Annotated in this window: 18 protein-coding genes; 4 read left to right on the top strand and 14 right to left on the bottom strand. The window is 45.8% G+C overall.

Translation table 11 applies throughout. The features are described 5' to 3' along the window. Positions 1–103 precede the first annotated feature (103 nt). From AC1RNB_RS00205 to gldF, 4 genes are read right to left on the bottom strand one after another with little or no spacing between them, the layout of a single operon-like run. Positions 104–2596: a bifunctional UDP-N-acetylmuramoyl-tripeptide:D-alanyl-D-alanine ligase/alanine racemase gene (locus AC1RNB_RS00205; protein ID WP_493079664.1), complete on the bottom strand. Its 2493-nt coding sequence runs from the start codon at positions 2594–2596 to the stop codon at positions 104–106. Between the two features lie 15 nt (positions 2597–2611). Then, positions 2612–3628 carry a TerC/Alx family metal homeostasis membrane protein gene (locus AC1RNB_RS00200; protein ID WP_493079663.1) on the bottom strand — a complete coding sequence of 339 codons (1017 nt, stop codon included), beginning with the start codon at positions 3626–3628 and terminating at the stop codon, positions 2612–2614. A gap of 50 nt (positions 3629–3678) precedes the next feature. After that, positions 3679–5427, bottom strand: a complete 1749-nt coding sequence (gldG, locus tag AC1RNB_RS00195; RefSeq protein WP_493079662.1) for a gliding motility-associated ABC transporter substrate-binding protein GldG — start codon at positions 5425–5427, stop codon at positions 3679–3681. A gap of 10 nt (positions 5428–5437) precedes the next feature. Beyond that, complete coding sequence (gene gldF, locus AC1RNB_RS00190; RefSeq protein WP_493079661.1) at positions 5438–6160, bottom strand: gliding motility-associated ABC transporter permease subunit GldF; 723 nt, start codon at positions 6158–6160, stop codon at positions 5438–5440. A 104-nt stretch (positions 6161–6264) separates the two neighbouring features. Here gldF and AC1RNB_RS00185 point away from each other — a divergent pair, with 104 nt between their 5' ends. After that, positions 6265–6603 carry a hypothetical protein gene (locus AC1RNB_RS00185; RefSeq protein WP_493079659.1) on the top strand — a complete coding sequence of 113 codons (339 nt, stop codon included), beginning with the start codon at positions 6265–6267 and terminating at the stop codon, positions 6601–6603. A gap of 445 nt (positions 6604–7048) precedes the next feature. On the opposite strand, the gene AC1RNB_RS00180 is transcribed toward AC1RNB_RS00185, so the two are convergent. The 3 genes from AC1RNB_RS00180 to AC1RNB_RS00170 all read right to left on the bottom strand — a co-directional run bounded on the left by AC1RNB_RS00180 (position 7049) and on the right by AC1RNB_RS00170 (position 9143). Further along, on the bottom strand, positions 7049–7399 hold the full coding sequence (locus AC1RNB_RS00180; RefSeq protein WP_493079657.1) for a HesB/IscA family protein: 351 nt from the start codon (positions 7397–7399) through the stop codon (positions 7049–7051). Positions 7400–7467: 68 nt separating this feature from the next. Continuing rightward, positions 7468–7884 (bottom strand): Fe-S cluster assembly scaffold IscU, encoded by a 417-nt coding sequence (gene iscU, locus AC1RNB_RS00175; RefSeq protein WP_490834645.1) that lies wholly within the window; start codon positions 7882–7884, stop codon positions 7468–7470. Positions 7885–7925: 41 nt separating this feature from the next. Further along, the gene (locus tag AC1RNB_RS00170; protein WP_493079654.1) at positions 7926–9143 is read right to left on the bottom strand and encodes an IscS subfamily cysteine desulfurase; all 1218 of its coding nucleotides are present in this window, start codon (positions 9141–9143) and stop codon (positions 7926–7928) included. A 127-nt stretch (positions 9144–9270) separates the two neighbouring features. Here AC1RNB_RS00170 and mce point away from each other — a divergent pair, with 127 nt between their 5' ends. Next, complete coding sequence (gene mce / locus AC1RNB_RS00165; RefSeq protein WP_493079652.1) at positions 9271–9672, top strand: methylmalonyl-CoA epimerase; 402 nt, start codon at positions 9271–9273, stop codon at positions 9670–9672. A 135-nt stretch (positions 9673–9807) separates the two neighbouring features. Here the strand turns inward: mce and rnc are convergent, their stop codons facing one another. The 3 genes from rnc to AC1RNB_RS00150 all read right to left on the bottom strand — a co-directional run bounded on the left by rnc (position 9808) and on the right by AC1RNB_RS00150 (position 12107). After that, positions 9808–10518 carry a ribonuclease III gene (gene rnc, locus AC1RNB_RS00160; protein ID WP_493079650.1) on the bottom strand — a complete coding sequence of 237 codons (711 nt, stop codon included), beginning with the start codon at positions 10516–10518 and terminating at the stop codon, positions 9808–9810. A gap of 4 nt (positions 10519–10522) precedes the next feature. After that, positions 10523–11776 carry a beta-ketoacyl-ACP synthase II gene (fabF, locus tag AC1RNB_RS00155; RefSeq protein ID WP_493079648.1) on the bottom strand — a complete coding sequence of 418 codons (1254 nt, stop codon included), beginning with the start codon at positions 11774–11776 and terminating at the stop codon, positions 10523–10525. A 94-nt stretch (positions 11777–11870) separates the two neighbouring features. Further along, a complete protein-coding gene (locus tag AC1RNB_RS00150; RefSeq protein ID WP_026751146.1) occupies positions 11871–12107 on the bottom strand; it encodes an acyl carrier protein in 237 nt (78 codons plus the stop codon). Between the two features lie 168 nt (positions 12108–12275). Between AC1RNB_RS00150 and AC1RNB_RS00145 the strand changes: the two genes are divergently transcribed. Next, complete coding sequence (locus tag AC1RNB_RS00145; RefSeq protein WP_493079645.1) at positions 12276–12704, top strand: GNAT family N-acetyltransferase; 429 nt, start codon at positions 12276–12278, stop codon at positions 12702–12704. A gap of 114 nt (positions 12705–12818) precedes the next feature. On the opposite strand, the gene AC1RNB_RS00140 is transcribed toward AC1RNB_RS00145, so the two are convergent. The 4 genes from AC1RNB_RS00140 to AC1RNB_RS00125 all read right to left on the bottom strand — a co-directional run bounded on the left by AC1RNB_RS00140 (position 12819) and on the right by AC1RNB_RS00125 (position 17208). Next, entirely contained in the window at positions 12819–13295 is a 477-nt protein-coding gene (locus AC1RNB_RS00140; protein WP_493079643.1) for a YcxB family protein, read from the bottom strand. Positions 13296–13877: 582 nt separating this feature from the next. Beyond that, the gene (locus AC1RNB_RS00135) at positions 13878–14918 is read right to left on the bottom strand and encodes a DUF6807 domain-containing protein (RefSeq protein WP_493079641.1); all 1041 of its coding nucleotides are present in this window, start codon (positions 14916–14918) and stop codon (positions 13878–13880) included. A gap of 41 nt (positions 14919–14959) precedes the next feature. Then, complete coding sequence (locus tag AC1RNB_RS00130) at positions 14960–16543, bottom strand: MFS transporter (protein WP_493079639.1); 1584 nt, start codon at positions 16541–16543, stop codon at positions 14960–14962. 2 nt (positions 16544–16545) lie between these two features. Further along, a complete protein-coding gene (locus AC1RNB_RS00125; protein ID WP_493079637.1) occupies positions 16546–17208 on the bottom strand; it encodes a beta/alpha barrel domain-containing protein in 663 nt (220 codons plus the stop codon). A gap of 201 nt (positions 17209–17409) precedes the next feature. On the opposite strand from AC1RNB_RS00125, the gene AC1RNB_RS00120 reads away from it, so the two are divergent. Continuing rightward, positions 17410–18435 (top strand): PfkB family carbohydrate kinase, encoded by a 1026-nt coding sequence (locus AC1RNB_RS00120; protein WP_493079635.1) that lies wholly within the window; start codon positions 17410–17412, stop codon positions 18433–18435. Positions 18436–18475 lie beyond the last annotated feature (40 nt).

Raw genomic sequence — 18475 nt, 5'->3', positions numbered from 1 at the left:
ATGGTGGGCAAAGATAGGGCTTTGTGGTATTTTGGAATTTGAGGGTCGGGAATTTGGGAAATCTTTGGAGGATGGTATGCCATTACCCAGCGCGGAGAGGGTCTTATTCTTCGAGATACACCCGCTTTACCCGCTGGCTGATACCCGTCATGATCTCATAAGCAATGGTTCCGGCCCATCTGGCCATTTGCTGCACAGGAAGGTGTTTGCCAAAAATCTCTACTTCCATGCCCTCTTTTACACCGGCAATCCCGGTTACATCAATCATGGTCATATCCATACAAACATTGCCTACCACGGGGGCTAACTGGCCATTCACATACACAGAAGCCCTGCCATTACCCAGCTCCCGGCCAAAACCATCCGCATACCCGATCCGGATAGTGGCTATCAGGCTATCGCGCTGCAAAACACCTTTCCGGTTATACCCCACACTCTCCCCGGCTTTTACCGGACGTAACTGTGCAATAGTGGAACGGAGGGTAGCTACTGTCTGAAGCGAAAGGGTATCGCCATCGGCACTGTCTACCCCATATAATCCAATACCGAGACGTACCATATCGAACTGGTATTGCGGGTAACGGAAAATAGCGGCCGTATTGGCGATATGACGAACAAAATGATAACCCAGTATTTGCTGCAAACTGGTACAGGCCTCGTTAAAACGGCTCACCTGTGTTTCGGTAAAATGATCATGGTCGGCGGCTTCACTGGCTACCAGGTGACTGAACACCGTTTTCACGGCCATTGTTTGTTGTGTATGTAAAAGTTTTGCCAGTGCCGCTGCCTCCTCTACTTCAAATCCCAGGCGGTTCATGCCTGTATTGAATTTGATATGAACAGGAAACTGTTGTATCCCCTGCTGATCCAGGTAATGATGAAAAGCCTGGTAAATCGGAAATGAATAGATCTCCGGTTCCAGGTCGTAACTAACCAGTGAATCAAAACCGGCGGCATCTACATTCATCACCATAATAGGCAGGCTTATACCGGCCTTTCGCAGTTCAACACCTTCGTCTGCATAAGCTACTGCGAGATAATCCACTTTGTGAAACTGCAGGATGCGCGCTACTTCTGCACTACCGCTGCCATAACTGAACGCTTTTACCATGGCCATCAGTTTGGTGGCGGGTTTCAGCTGCTGCTGGTATTGTTTCAGGTTATGCACCATGGCCGTGAGGTTGATCTCCATCACCGTTTGGTGAACCTTCTGCTCCAGCATGGCCGAAATGCGTTCAAACGCAAATACGCGGGCGCCTTTCAGTAAAATATATTCGTTCGAAAAATCGTGTGTGTTTGCCTGCTGCAGAAAAACTTCTGTAGATGGATATATCTCAACCTTATCCAGTACAGCAGAAGTATGAAACAGTTCCTTACACCGGCTGATAGCAGGACCAATTCCGATAAACCGATGAATACCCCGCACAGTCAGCTGTGCGGCTATATCGCGGTACAAAGCTTCTTCGTATTGTCCCGACTGCAGAATATCAGATAGTATAACCGTAGTACGATGTTTGCCCGCCTGCTGCTGCAGGTGTTCGATAGCCAGATCAAGGGAGGAGAGATCATTACTGTAACTATCGTTGAGCAGGTAACAGTTATTACTCGCTTTTTTCAGCTGCATACGCATATCTACCGGTTCAAGCAACAGCATTCGTTCGCTGATAACCGATGCCGGATAATTCATCTGCAGCATCACAGACCAGCAGGTAATCGCGTTATCAATAGAAATACGGTCTGTGAAGGGAATACTGATGGTTATTGTTTCACCGCGATACACGGCAGTGATAAGGGTACTGTTCTCAGTTCTTTGTTCTGTTGTTACAGAAAGCGTAGCCGCTGATTCGCGGCTCCAGGAAAAGAAATCCTGAGTAGCAGCAAAAAATTGTTTGTCTGCCCCATCCGGATCCAGCTGGTTCTGCAAACCATCTCTGCCAAATACAAGTGAACGACAATTCCGGAACAGCATGGCTTTCTCCATGGCTTTCTGCCGCAGGTTTTCAAAACCTTCGCTATGCGGATCTGCGAGATTAGTAAACACGCCGATTGTAGGTTGTATAATAGCAGCCAGTTGCTCCATCTCGCCGGTGGTGGAAATACCCGCTTCAAAAATGCCGAGCGTATGCCGCTCATGCAACTGCCAAACACTCAGGGGTACACCAACCTGCGAATTATAGCTTCGCGGACTTCTTACAATTACATGGTCATGTTGTAACAACTGGTAAAGCCATTCTTTAACGATGGTTTTCCCATTACTACCGGTAATACCAATGACGGGGATGGAGAAACGACTGCGGTGATGAGCTGCCAGTTGCTGTAAAGCCTGCAACACATTCTCTACCTGTAAAAAACTGGCATCGTTGTAAGGTGAATGATCAAAGCCCTTCCGTACCACAAAATTTCTGACACCACGTTCATATACTTCTTTGATGAACTGATGCCCATCGCGACGGGGACCGCTGATGGCGAAGAAAAGTGATGTGGCCGGGAAAACGATCTTACGGCTGTCTATCAGCAAATGTTCCATCGGGGCATCAGCCTGTATGATTGCTTCTGCCCGGAGAATCTGTGCAATATCCTGAATACGATAAGCCAAGTATATACGTAGGTTTTATAAAGTACCGTCATTCACTTCTTCGGGTGTTCCTTTTTTGGTCTTGAACATGGAATAAAATATGGACCCCGAAATGCAAATCATGATCACACCCAGCGAAAGAAATACCTGTGATGATTTAGACATCCACATGCTCAGGTAATGCTCTCCCAGCATTTTTACACCAATAAATACCAGTACAATGGCAATTCCCTGTTGCAGGTAGTCGAATTTACTTACCGCACCCCTTAAAAGGAAGAACAGGGAGCGAAGTCCCAGCACTGCAAAAATATTGGAAGTATAAATTACCAGCGGATCTTTGGAAATACCCATTACCGCAGGAATAGAATCCAGTGCAAACACCAGGTCAATGGCAGCCAGTAATACCACTACCACGAACAGGGAAGTATACACGGGTTTACCATTTTCACGCATCACATATTTGCCATCACCATCGTGGTTTACCAGCGGAAGGAATTTTTTCAGGAACTTATATACTTTGGAATCATGCGGATCAAATTCTTCCTCTTCATTACTCGTAAACATTTTATATCCCGTATATACCAGGAAAACACCAAAAATGTAAAGGATCCAGGAGAACTTGGCTACCAATACCACTCCAACCGTAATGAATATGATCCGGAACAGGATCGCCATCAGGATCCCCACGAGCAATACACGGGGATAATGTTTTTCTTTCACACCAAAGGATGAGAAGATGAGAATGAACACGAAAATATTATCAATACTCAGGCTCCACTCCATCAGGTAAGCACTCAGAAATTCCAGTGCCAGTTGCGAGCCTGTAACAGCCAGTCCGGTCTTTGTATCAACCGATTCAGCAGCCAGCGAAGGACCTTCTATCCACATGAATACAAAAAATACCAATGCCAGTCCCACCCAGAAAACCGTCTGGTAAAAAGCCTGTTTAATGGTTACGCTTTGGTTTTTTTTACTGAGTAATCCCAGATCAAATACCAGTGCTATAACCAATACAATCGCAAATACTAAATAAACAAGTTGGTGGGTAGACATGCAAAGGGTTTAATGCGTAAGTGTAAATATAGGCAGACTGGCCCAATCCATCAGGACTGGTACTGCTTTTTCCGGCGCCATTGAAAAACAAGACCGAATGCGATAATAACAAGCAGGGGCAGTACGATGTTCAGGAATTGCCAGAGGCTTTTCTGTTCGGTTACTTTGGTTTTATCGAGCAGGCGCAGCACAAAATCCTTGTTCCGGCTTTCAAAGAGGTTGTTTCTGCTAACGAGGTAATCGATGGAGTTGAGAAAGAACTCCCGGTTGGCAAAACGGTAATTTTCCAGCGGCAGTAACCCCATGGGCAAGGGGCCCGCCGTTTGGCTGATGGAATTGGTTACAATATCCGCATCGGCCACCACGATCTGTTTGCCTTCTTTGCCGGCATGCGCCAGATAAGGTTTTCCGGTAACACGTTGTACAGAATCCATTACCTGTTGACTGAGACGGTTACTGTACAGAGAGTTGAACTTACCTTCCAGCAGAACGGCTACGGGCACATAACTTTTGGTGAAAGAGAGCAGGTCGTTATCATCTTTTACACTGTTGATGGAAACGATAGCGGGTGAGCTGATGCGCCGACTATTGGTATCGCTGGTCAACAGAATGGTTTTGCGGATGCCGGGTGCTTTTACTGTATCAATACTTGAGGGGAAAACAGGCAATACCCGCTCCAGGTTTTTGCTGATGGGATTATTATCTCTGGAAGAAAGAAACGGATAATAGGGCCAGGGTACCCGCTGCATCTTAGGGCTGCCATCTGCATTCGTACCGATCACGATCGGGATCTTGGAGCAGTTCAGATCCTGCAGCAGGTCGGGGTTGATGCGTACGCCATATTTGAAGAGGATATCGTCCAGTTCCAGCCCCCTGTCGAAAGCAGTGTATTCTGCCTGACTGCGCATCAGGCTGTCCAGCTCGGCGTGCAGTTTGTCGATGAACCAGATCACATGTCCGCCATTCATTACGTACTGATCGATCTTCAGTTTATCTTCTTCTGTAAAGGGTTGTGTGGGTTTAACGATAATCAATGCATCGATCATGGCGGGATCGGGATATCCCTGTTTGATATCAAACACAGCCAGGCGGTATTCATTTCGGAGACTTTCGCCCAGATCGTTCACTTTAAAATCAACCGGTTCTCCGTTACCCACGAGGTAGGCAACAGTAGGTACGTATTTACGGGTAAGTTTATCAATAGCATCTGCAAATTTGAATTCGAGCAATGCTTCTGCTGCATTACGGGTGGCTTCCACATCTTCCTGCGGACTGTTATCGTTCACCACATTGAACTGTTTGAAGATCTTGCGGCTGCTGCGCAGATCAACGGCAATGGGTTTCTGGCCTTTTCGGAAACTCACCAGGGCAGAAGGAATGATCAACTGGTTGGTTTCTTTTTCAGACTCCACACTTTCGGCTCTTTCAAAAACCACGCCCAACCGGGAGAGGCTATCGTAGAATTTTACTTTTAATGTATCGTTGATAATATCTTCTCCGGGTTTTTCAAAACTGACGTGTACCAGGTTACCAGATAAAGAGCGGAATTCATCCAGCAGGTCTTTGGTGGCGATACTGAGTTTTTTATAATCAGCAGGCAGATCGCCGGTAAGAAATACCTGAATGTTGATGACGCTGTCTACGTTCTCCAATAAGGTTTGGGTAGCGGTGGTTACACTGTATCTTTTTTCAGCGGTGAGATCGACCCGGTAGAAAAAAGAGGTAGACAGGTACACTATGGCCACAAACAAAGCGGTCAGCGCCAATACACCATATTTATGTTGCCTGATTTGCTGCATGGCTAAGCGCTTATCGTTTAATGAGGTTTCGTTGGGTAATAAACAGGAACAATACAATGATACCAATAAAATAAATCAGGTCACGGCTATCTACCACTCCCCTGCTGATACTCCGGTAATGAAAATTGATGCCCAGCATTTCGATATAATAATCCAGTCCGGCATTGAATACGGGCAGTTTGCTGATAGCATCAAACCCATTGTACAAAGCAAAACAGATAAACGCTGCTGCAATAAAAGCAACCACTGTATTATTGGTATAACTACTGGCACAGATACCGATGGCGGTAAATACGGCTCCCAACAAAACAAGTCCGATATAACTGCCTGCCGTAGCCCCGATATCAATGCCGCCGGTTACACTTAACTGTTGCACCGAAACGGCATAAATGAGCGTAGGTACCAGTGCCGTAACCACGATAATCAGCGAGCCAAAAAATTTACCCCAAACAATCTGTGAGGGGGTTAAAGGAAGCGTCTTTAATAATTCAAAGGTACCGGTCTTGTATTCATCTGCCAGGCTGCGCATGGTAATAGTGGGCACGAGGAATAATAAGATCCAGGGGGCGAGGTTAAAAAAACTGCTCAGCGAAGCATAGCCGAAATCAAGAATACTGGTATCCGGAAACACAAAGAGGAACAAACCGTTCAGCAGTAAAAAAACAACGAGGGCAATATAGCCGGTGAGGCTGCTGAAAAACTGTTGCCATTCCTTTTTACAGATCATCCACATGGCTTCAAAACTAAATGTTATTAGGCAATCGCCCTATTTCAACCGGCATTTTAGCCGCACTTTATGGATTTTCTCACATTTCGCATCTCACTATAAACCTATATATGAAACTACGACTAAGCCTGCTCTTGTTCTGCCTGCTGGGAATCGGCGTTTTCAGTCATGCACAGCAACCCAAAAAAGCGCCCGCCAAACCTACCGTAGAAAATGGCCCTGATGCCATCCCTGTTACGGTTACCAGTAGCAAAAAGGCACACAAACAACTGCCTCCTCCACCGCCGCCACCCAAAGTGGAAGTAACTAAGTTTACCCCACCCAAAATCGTGAAAAACGGAGAGAAACTTCCACCACCACCTCCGCCACCTCTCCGGCCTGCAAAAGTAAAAACAGCGAAACCTCCTAAACCTGATGCACCGCCAGTATTGGATGAAAAAGCAGAGTAGTATCTTTTTCTACGGTTTAGACAAATCAAGCACAAAACGCTGAGTTAATAGCAGTTACTCTATTTACTTTTTTGTCTTGATACAAAAAAGTAACAAAAAAAATCAATCCCGCCTAGGCGGGATGAAAAAAAGCTAAAATTTACTGCATTCCGCTAAAATGAACGAAGTCTAAAGCCTGGCATATATTCATTAATGGAACAAATGAGCCCTTCAACTAATATGGAAAGCCCAACATCGTTCATTTCTTAACGCTCCATTCCGTAAATTTCTTAACGCTTTTTTTCAGAGGCCGGCTGAATAAGTGATAAGATTATATACTTATTTCCCTAATCCATATTAAGCATATTCGGGCTTTGCAGCTTCTTCCTGTATAACTACCAAAAAAAATAGCCGCACAACTGTGCGGCTATCCTATTATTTTTAATATCTACTTCTGCAGTAGCTGTTACACAGCAAAACTCTCTCCACAGCCGCAGCTTCTGCTGGCATTGGGGTTATTGAAATAGAAACCTTTTCCATTCAGTCCATCAGAAAAGTCCAGTTCGGTATTTACGAGGTAGAGAAAACTTTTCAGGTCTGTTACCACTTTCACACCATTGTCTTCGAACACCTGGTCCATGGGTTTGATCTCGTTATCGAAATCCAGTTTATAACTCAACCCAGAGCAACCACCTCCTACCACGCCCACTCGCAGGAAATAAGAAGCATCTCCGGCCACACCAGCGTCTTCCATTAACTGCTGTACTTTCTTTTTGGCTTTCTCGCTTACGTATATGCTGTTCTCTGTTGCAACCATATTAATTAGTAGTTAGTAATTAGCAGTTGGTAATTACACATTACTAACTACTAATTATTAATTCAATTCTAGTGTATCCTTTCTTCAAACACCAGTTCTTCCAGGCCGTTCTTTTTACGGTAGTCGTTGATGGCGGATTTGATCGCATCTTCGGCCAGTACAGAACAGTGGATTTTAACCGGAGGCAGGTTCAGTTCTTCTACCAGATCCATATTATCGATCTGAACAGCCTGGTCAACGGTTTTACCTTTGAGCCACTCTGTAGCGAGTGAGGAAGAAGCAATAGCGGATCCGCAACCAAAGGTCTTGAATTTTGCATCGGTAATCACACCGGTAGCATCATCCACTTCAATCTGCAGGCGCATTACATCGCCACACTCAGGGGCACCTACTAAACCGGTACCTACGTTTTTCTTTGATTTATCCAGCGTTCCTACATTCTTAGGATTGCTGTAGTGATCAATCACTTTTTCTGAATATGCCATGGTTGAAATTATTAATTGTAAATTTTTAATTTTTAATTGATTTAGTGGTGCGCCCACTCAATCTTATCCATATCCACGCCCTCTTTGAACATTTCCCAAAGCGGACTCATATCTCTCAGTTTCAGAACGGTATCGCTCACCGCTTTAATGGTGTAGTCGATCTGTTCTTCGGTGGTAAAACGTCCCAACCCAAAACGCAGCGAACTGTGTGCCAGATCATCGCCCAGGCCCAGTGCTTTTAACACATAACTGGGTTCAAGTGATGCCGAGGTACAGGCAGAACCGGAAGATAAAGCGATGTTCTTGTTAAAGCCCATCAGCAAACCTTCGCCTTCTACGTATTTGAAAGAGATATTGGCTACATGCGGTAAGCGGTGTTCGCGGTTACCGTTCACATAGGCTTCTTCCAGTTTCAGTAAAGCTGTTTCCAGTTTATCACGGAGTTTGCTTAAGCGGGCGGCATCATCGGCCATTTCCAGACGGGCCAGTTCGCATGCTTTACCAAAGCCTACAATACCGGGTACGTTCAGCGTACCGCTACGCATCCCTCTCTCGTGGCCACCGCCATCCATCTGTGCGGTAACTTTTACACGAGGGTTTTTACGGCGAACATACAAGGCACCGATCCCTTTCGGACCATACATTTTATGGGCTGTGAAAGCCATGATATCAATACCGTCTTTGTTTACATCCACCGGAATTTTTCCAACGGCCTGTACCGCATCGGAGAAAAACAGGATCCCGTTTTTCTTGGCAATGGCACTGATTTCTTTTACGGGCTGAATCACACCAATTTCGTTATTGGCATACATGATCGCGATCAGAATGGTAGTAGGCTTGATGGCCGCTTCCAGTTCTTTCAGGTCAATCAGTCCATCGGGTTTCACTTCCAGGTAGGTAACTTCTCCACCCTGGCGTTCAATATGTTTACAGGTATCCAGTACGGCTTTATGTTCTGTGGTACAGGTAATGATATGGTTACCCTTACTGGCATACATTTCAAATACCCCTTTGATACCCAGGTTGTCGCCTTCAGTGGCACCGGAAGTGAAAATGATCTCTTTGGGATCGGCTCCGATCAGTTTGGCCACCTGCTCGCGGGCATAATCCACGGCTTCTTCCGCTTCCCATCCAAAAGGGTGGTTACGGCTGGCGGCATTACCGAAATGCTCGGTGAAATAAGGTATCATCGCTTCAAGCACACGCGGATCCATGGGCGTGGTGGCATTGTTATCGAGGTAAATCGGTAATTTCAACATATTCACGTACTTTTTATAGCTCTATTAAACACAAAAATAGGTCAATAGGTTCTATAAATTCGGGCATTCAGGCCGGTCTGGCTTGTTTTTCCGACTTTCGTAAAGGATTGATATTAAAATAAGATATATGTTAAAAGTTGAGCATATCGGTATTGCGGTAAAAGGCTTTTCTACAGCCATCCCTTTATATGAAAAGCTGTTGAATACCCCCTGTTACAAAACAGAAACCGTTGATTCTGAGAAGGTAAACACGGCTTTCTTTCGCCAGGGCGATACCAAGATCGAATTACTGGAAAGCACCGACCCGGATGGGGTAATTGCCCGTTTTATCGAAAAAAAGGGGGAAGGCATCCACCATATTGCTTTTGAAGTAACCGATATCGAGGTCGAAATGGCCCGTTTACAGGCGGAAGGGTTTACTCTTTTGAACGAGACACCCAAAAAAGGGGCAGATAATAAGCTGGTTTGTTTCCTTCACCCGAAGGGTACGAATGGGGTGTTGGTGGAGTTGTGCCAGGAGAGAGGATAGTCTGGAGTTAAAAGTTAAAAGTCTGGAATTACTTTTTTAGACCGAAATAGAGGATGGCGAGGATGCCGATGAGGAGTATGCTGCCAAACAGGATGCCTTTTTTCTTGAGCTGGAAATTGAATTGGTCACGGGAACTCATACCAGCCCCAGTTTTTCTACCGCTACCTGGGCAGCTACCTGGCTGGCATCTTTTTTATTGTAGCCTTTGCCCATGGCCAGTAACTGGCCATCCAGCATGGCATTGATGGTGAAGAGGCGGCGGCTGCCTTCCATTTTTTCGTTGGCCAGCTCAAAAGTCAGGGTTTTGCCGTTTTTATTGGCCCAGCCGATCAGTTTGTTCTTGAGGTTGATATCGATCAGCTCCAGGTCATCTACAAACATATGCGGGATCACGATCTGGCGCAGCACCCAGTTATGGGTTTTCTGGTAACCTTTATCAAGGTAAACGGCGCCTACCAGGGCTTCCAGGGTATTACCAAAGATCTGGCTGCCTTTGAGGGCATTATCGAACTTATTGTAGAAAGTTAATTTGCGGAGTCCCATTTTCAGGGCAATATCGTTCAGCTGCTGGCGGTTCACCATTTTGCTGCGCATTTCGGTAAGGAATCCTTCACCTTTGTATGGATAACGTTTAAAGAGATAATCGGCCACGATGGCGCTCAGTACGGCATCTCCGAGGTATTCCAGGCGCTCGTTATTCTCATCGGGCGTTTCCTTTACGGAACGGTGACTCAGGGCAGTGCGGTAAAGCGTGGCATTACCGGTCTTGATACCGAGCACGTTTTTCAGCTGTTTTTCGAACGATGAATCGTCTGACTTCTTAAAAATCTTTTTGAGGAATTGCACGAACTTAAGCTACGTATTTTTTTACAATCACACAAGCATTGTGACCTCCAAAACCGAAAGTGTTGCTTAAGGCTGCACGTACCACCCTTTTCTGGGGTTGGTTGAACGTGAAGTTCAGTTTGGGATCCAGGGTAGGATCATCAGTAAAGTGATTGATAGTAGGCGGAACGATATCATGTATCACACTCTGGATACAGGCAATGGCTTCAATGACCCCGGCGGCACCCAAACAGTGACCCGTCATGGATTTGGTGGCGCTGATATTGAGGTTATAGGCATGTTCACCAAATACTTCGGTGATGGCTTTGGCCTCGGCACCATCGCCCAGCGGGGTGGATGTACCATGGGTATTGATATAATCTATTTCGTCGGGGCGCATGCCGGCATCTTTTAATGCGGCAATCATCACATTCCGGGCACCCAGTCCTTCCGGATGCGGGGCGGTTAAATGATAGGCATCGGCTGTTGCACCGCCACCTGCCACTTCACAGTAGATTTTAGCTCCCCTTTTAATGGCATGTTCGTATTCTTCCAGTACCACTACACCGGCAGCTTCTCCCATCACAAAACCGTCGCGGTCCTTATCGTAAGGGCGACTGGCCGTTTTGGGATCGTCGTTGCGCTCACTCATGGCTTTCATGGCGTTAAAACCGCCAACGCCTGCCATGCTGATCACGGCTTCAGATCCGCCACTGATGATGATATCGGCTTTTCCCAAACGGATGGTGTCTACTCCGGCAATCATACCATTGGTGCTGGAAGCGCAGGCGCTTACCACCGCATAGTTAGGACCGCGGAAACCATGCCGCATAGAAATCTGGCCGGCAGCAATATCGAGAATCATTTTGGGAATGAAGAAGGGATTGAACCGGGGGGTACCATCGCCCTGGGCAAAATTGATCATTTCGTCCTGGAAAGTGGTTAAACCACCAATACCACTGGCAAAAATGACACCGGTACGGTCCACATCTACATTGTCTTTACTGATTCCTGCATCCTGAACGGCCATGTCGCTGGCTACGAGTGCCAGCTGTGCAAAACGGTCTAATTTGCGGGCTTCTTTCCTGTCCATGAACTGGGTAGGATCAAATCCCTTTACCTCACAGGCAAAGCGGGTTTTGAATTTACTGGCATCAAACAAAGTGATGGCATCAGCACCGGAAACACCATTGAGCAGACCGTTCCAATAATCTTCGAGATTATTTCCGAGCGGTGTCAGTGTTCCAATACCTGTTACAACAACTCTTTTCAATTGCATATTCATTACCTGTTTCAAGTGATAATCCGCCTTTTGTGGCATTGTCTGCCGCAAAAAGGCGGATTAAAATTATTCCATTTGGAGGAGTAAGATCTTACTTGGCGTGCTCTTCAAGGTAAGCTACAGCCTGACCAACAGTTGTGATGGTTTCAGCCTGCTCATCAGGGATGGAGATGTTGAATTCTTTTTCGAATTCCATAATCAACTCAACGGTATCCAAAGAATCGGCACCGAGATCGTTAGTGAAAGAAGCTTCGTTGGTTACTTCCGCTTCATCAACACCTAACTTGTCAACTATGATTTTCTTAACTCTTGTAGCGATGTCTGACATTGTAAAAAGTTTTTGTTACAGGCGCAAAAATATACTTTTTGTCAAATAAGCAATCTTTTCGGGCATTTTTGTTTTCAAGGCCCGTAAACTGCGTTTCCCGGCCAAATCCGGTTTTATGGGTAATTTTTAAGAAAATGATCATTATCTTGTACATCCTAGTTATTACACATGGCATTAAAACAGATAGATCACGGTTCCAAAGAATACCAGCAAATGGTAGATCTCCGGTTTCAAATCCTGCGAAAACCGCTGGGATTATCCTTTTCTGAGGAAGATCTGGCCGCCGAAACAGAAGATATTTTGCTGGGCTGCTTTGAAGATGACAGGCTGGAAGCCTGTTGTGTATTAACCAAAACAGACCCTAAAACGGTTCGCCTCAGACAAATGGCCGTTAGTGCCAACCTGCAGGGAAAAGGGATCGGAAGGGTGCTGATGAGCTTTGCCGAGAATGTGGCCCGCGACCATGGCTACCGCCGTCTTACCATGCATGCCCGCAAATCGGCCCTCGGCTTCTACGAAAAAAACGGCTACCGCATCTGCAGCGATGAATTTAATGAAGTGACCATCCCGCATTATGTGATGGAGAAGGAGTTATAAGTTCTGGGTTGTAAGTTTTAGATTCTATGTTCTGGGTTCTATGTTCTGCAGACCATTGTTTATCAGAATGAGATTCTACCTGGGATGTACAACTTAGAACTTAACACTTAGCATTTACTTACTTCCTATCTTACTGTTCAACATCCCTCTCAGTTCATGTCTGAACTCATCTCCCATTCCTTCTTTGGGTACGAGGAAAAAAGATTTGCTATCGAAATAAAGATGAAAAAAATGCGGGCTTTCGAAGAAGCGGGTGAATTTGTTCCAGGGCCATTGTACGGCACCCCGTTCATTCTCCAGCTGGATCTCATCCGGCAGAAAACTGATAATGAATGAATCCCGGAAAGTAGCCGATTTTTTATAGATGCTGTTGGGCAGGATATACCAGAAAGTAGCCATGAGCAGCAGCCAGATGACTGAGCCCAGTAAAAAAGGTTCGGGGCGGATCTTTTTCATGTAAAACAGCACAGCCGAAAGAATGGCAAATACATTCACCATCACAATCAACACCCGCACTTCGGGACGCTGCACAAAGTGATAACGGAGCGCCTGTATCACTTTCTTTTTTTCGTAGGAGAAACTATGCTGCATACAATAACAATGACCGCAAAAGTATAGAAATAACGCGTTGTGCTATTAAAAATCAAACACCCAGTAACTCAAAAACCCTTGTCGCTCACGGCCGCTGGGCCCCGTCCCTGTTATCCCGCCGATGGCGGGACTGCATTGGCCTCTGATCAGATCTGCTACGCATGATCTGATCTGTCTTCTCCCGCTTTAAGCGGGATTGACACCGACCCCAATGAGGCCCGTCCGCCAAAGGCGGACTGATTAGAAATTTTTCATCGAACACCCTGTGAAAACAATTTTATTCAACTAATCAAATAAACTTTGAATTATCCAATAGCACAAGACGTTAGAAATATCTGTGGCAACAACCATCTCCATGCTGGAAGCTTCGCAAATTAAAACAGGCAATACCATACTTGTATAATCGCACAAAACCCTCTTTTGCTCTTTTTCTCTTGTCCTTCTCTTAGCGAAACCTTCTGCAAAATCAGTCATTTAGATGATGAAGTAGGATGTTTCAATAAGAGCTAAAAAAGAAAAAGAGCAAAAGAGGAAGAACCGTTGTACAGACTACAAAATTATATTCAGGAACTCCTTGTTTGATCAGTGTTCTGAAAAATCAATCACCAGCTGATCCAGTAAGGGCATGGCCAGCCGCTCTTTCCCCGAAGCAATCACAATACGGTAACGGAACGTTTTGGATTGACCCTTGTCTAGTTTGAAATTGAGCGTTTCTTTACCATTGGAGAATACTTTTTGTCCGAGCGGGTTAGCCGCAAACAATCCATAATTACGGGCATGCCAATAGGTAGGATAACCGATATTATCCGGATGATCGATGATGGCGATGCTGATGGTATCTCCTCCTTTTTTTCCATAGAGCATACACCAGTTGGCACGGGTGGCCCAGGCGGCATCTCCTTCCTTACCTGCTGAAGTGATATAGTTACCGGTTACACTCGTATTTCTGGTGGCTTTTACTTTGGTGATGATGCCCTTATCATCTTTGTATTCTTTGGGTTCCATCACCGGCAATTCCAGCTCATGCGCCACGCGCAAACCCAGCATGCCATCTTTTACATCCGGGAATGAAACGTCCTGCACCGCGGTTAATTCTGTTTTACGGTCTATGACGCGGTTATTGCCCACTACGAAGAAAGTATAGGTTGTTTTTTCTGTAAGCAGGTTCGCTTTCTCCTGGTTGGTCCAGTGGGCCGTATACACCAGTTTACCTGTTGTACCACTTTTGGTTTCTACGATCTTATCCGTACGGATCCAGCCATATTGTTTTTTCTTCTCTGCAGGAATATTATAGGAGTTGTTCCAGAAATCCAGCCCGTTCACGTTCTCATAATTGAACCAGAGACCGATATGATGCGGATGATCTGTAGGATCATTGGGCTGGGGATTCCAGGGAAACCCACGAGTGATGGTTTCTCCGTTGGGAGCCATGATAGGATAGAGAAAAGGTTTCTCCATCGTATCCGTAAAAATAAATTCGGTAAAGGGCTGACCACCGATGGTGATCGTCACTTTTTGCTGTACGGCATCTTTTTTAACCTGCACTTTGGGTTGTGCCTGCGCACCAGCAACAGCAGCCATGGTCAAACAGCTCCCCAAAAAGAGTTTCTTAAGTAGTTGCATAGGATTATCTGTTACGGTACAATATAAAGTCTGTACCGGTTTTATAAACGAACCTGTTTTTCTCTGGGCACCAGTGCCTTCATAATACTCCATGCAATCAGGTAAGCGATGGCACAGAAGGTGAACATGATGGTATAAGAAGTTGACATAGATGCCAGTACCAGCTGTTTCTGCAAAACCAGGAACTGGGCAAACTGTTCGGGATTAACCTGCTGCAATTGTGCCTGCAGATCTTTCGAAAGATTAAATACTTCTTTGTGTGTGATATCGATCACATCTCCATGTTTATCTGCCAGTGGTAATAATTTGATCTTATCGAGATAGCCACCCAGGCCATTGGCGGTAGCCTGCTCCCATGACTGGCGGATACCGGCCAGTTTATAACTATCAAACAGCCAGCCACCTATTTTAGAGATGATAACACCACCAATGCCACCGGCCATACCTCCAATCCCGATCACCGAAGCGATCGCCTTTTTGGGGAACATATCTGATACCGTTGTAAAAATATTGGCCGACCATGCCTGGTGGGCAGAAGTACCAATACCGATCAGCAGCACAGGCACCCAGAAACTATAACCACCCAGTGGCTGCGAAGCCAATACCACCAGCGGGATACAGGCAATCACCAGCATCGCTTTCATTCTGGCCTCGTAAGGACTAAGTCCTTTATTAATGAAATAGGTAGGAAACCAGCCACCGCCTACACTACCTACCATGGTCATGCTGTATAATACTGCGAGTGGCAACATTACCTGTGTGCCTTCCATCGCATATTGATCTTTGAGGTAACCGGGCAACCAGAACAGATAAAACCACCATACACCATCGGTCAGAAATTTTCCGATCACAAATGCCCATGTCTGGTTAAATCCAAGCAACACCATCCAGGGCGTTTTTGCAGTTGATTTCTCATTTTCTGTTTCGTCGATAACTTTATCGCTATTGATATACTCGAGCTCTTCTGCTGATAAACGTTTCTGTTTTGTCGGGATTTCGTAATAAACCATCCAGAAAATCAGCCAGATAAAACCGATGGCGCCAATGATAATAAATGCGGCTTCCCAACCCCAATGCAAAGCGATCCATGGCACGGATAAGGGTGCCAATACAGCACCGATATTGGCACCGGAATTAAAAATACCGGTAGCAAATGATCTTTCTTTTTTAGGAAAATATTCAGCTGTGGCTTTGATGGCTGCCGGAAAATTACCCGCTTCACCAAAACCCAGGATGGCCCTTGATAACATAAAACCAATGATCGACACCGGCACCGCCGTAATACCCACCCAGCCCAGCACCGCGGCCACACCCGTACCCAATGGCACCGCATACGCGTGAATGATGGCACCGAGAGACCAGATCACGATTGCCCAGGCATAGCCTTTTTTGGTGCCCAGTTTATCCACGATCCTGCCGGCGAATAACATGGAAATAGCATACACAAACTGGAAAACGGAAGCGATGTTGGCGTAGTCTGAATTACTCCAGTTGAATTCATTTTCCAACGTAGTCTTCAGTAAACTCAGTACCTGCCTGTCTAAATAATTCACCGTGGTGGCGAAAAATAACAAGGCGCAGACTGTCCACCTGTACTTACCTATTTTTTCTGCTATAGCTGTCATGGTTATGATTTGATGGATTGAATGATCGCCAATACTTTTTCTGTATCCTGTGAGATCTGTGCGTAGTTTCCTGTTTCGAGTAATTGTTTGGTGATGAGTTTGCTGCCCATACCCACTGCACAAACACCGGCTTTGAACCAGCCGGCAATATTGTCTTTATCCAGTTCTACCCCACCGGTAGGCATAAACAATAACCCCGGGAAGATCTCTTTAATGGCCGAGAGAAAACCAGGCCCCAGTATATTTCCCGGAAACAGTTTGATCATTTTGGCTCCCAGGGTTTCTGCCTGGATAATCTCGGAAGGTGTCATACAACCGGGCACCCATAACATCTTGTTTTTGTCGGCCACGGCCGCTACGGATGCAACCAGTCCGGGACAAATAATATAGTCCGTACCCGCATCAATGAAGGTCTGGGCCATCTCTCCGTTTTTGATGGTACCGATACCGAGGTACATGCCTTTCAGTTCTGTATCGCAGACTTTACGCATTTCTTTGAAATTCTGGAGGGCCGCTTCACCGCGGTTGGTGTATTCCACGGCACGGATACCGGCGCTGTATAAGGCTTTCAGCACTTCAATGCTGACTCTGGTGTCTTTATAAAAATAGAGAGGAAGGATGCCCTGTTGCGGAATCAGGGCCAGAATAGCGTCTTTCTTTTCCATATAGCAATTTTTCTTCCAGCAATGTTATCTGAAAAGGCTAAAACAGCGGTATTTTCTTACGCAAACGTTTGCGTATTTTTATGACAGAAAACAACCTTATTTCTTTTCTTCCCACCGATTATTAACCAACTTCGCAGGAAGGGCTTTCAAGTTAATTAATAATTTCCCGTAACCCATCCTAATTTAAAAATACGTTTGATCATGGCAAAAAAAGTAGTTACCCTCGGAGAGATCATGATGCGCCTCTCCACACCCGGATTTGAAAGGTTTGTGCAGAGCGATAGTTTTGATGTAACCTATGGAGGTGGTGAAGCCAATGTGGCTGTTGCCCTCTCTAATTACGGACTGGACGGCACTTTTGTAACCAAAGTTCCTGATAATGCATTGGGACAGGCGGCTATTAACCATATCCGCCGGTATGGTGTGGATACACAGTTCATTGCCCGTGGTGGCAAACGTCTGGGGATCTATTTCCTCGAAACAGGTGCTTCTATGCGCGCCTCGCAGGTGATCTATGATCGTGCCGGCGCTTCTATTGCCGATGTGGAGATCAGTGAATTTGATTTTGATAAGATCCTGGACGGTGCCAGCTGGTTTCACACCACCGGTATCACACCCGCCCTCAGCGATAAAGCTGCGGCCTTAACCGAAGCGGCCCTGAAAGCCGCCAAAGCCAAAGGCATTACCACCAGTATTGACCTGAACTACCGTAAAAAATTATGGAGCAAGGAAAAAGCAAGGGAAGTGATGACACGTCTCTGCCAATATGTGGATGTATGTATCGGCAATGAAGAAGATGCTGATACCACCCTTGGTTTCAAAGCAGAAGGTACCGATGTAACCAAGGGCGAGCTGAACCTGGATGGTTACAAAAGTGTGTTCACACAAATGAAGGAAAAATTCGGATTCAAATACATTGCCTCCACCTTACGCGAAAGCCATAGCGCTTCTGATAACGGCTGGAGTGCATTGGTATACGATGGAGCCGAATTCTATCATACCAAACAATACGAAGTTCGTATTGTAGACCGTGTAGGCAGTGGCGATTCTTTTGCCAGCGGATTTATTTACGGATTGGTAAGCGATATGCCCATGCCCGAAGCGGCAGAATTTGGCGTAGCTGCTTCTGCCCTTAAACACACCATTCCGGGAGATCTGAACCATGCTACTTTGACGGAAGTGAAGGAATTGATGAAGGGAGATGGATCGGGAAGGGTGCAGAGATAATTTGAAAATGAGAGGAATTTGAAAATTTGAAAATATATGT

Source organism: Sediminibacterium sp. GW821-FHT12F12 (assembly GCF_058806635.1).
The sequence above is the reverse complement of the archived record's forward strand: the minus strand, read 5'-3'. Positions and strand labels throughout refer to the sequence as shown.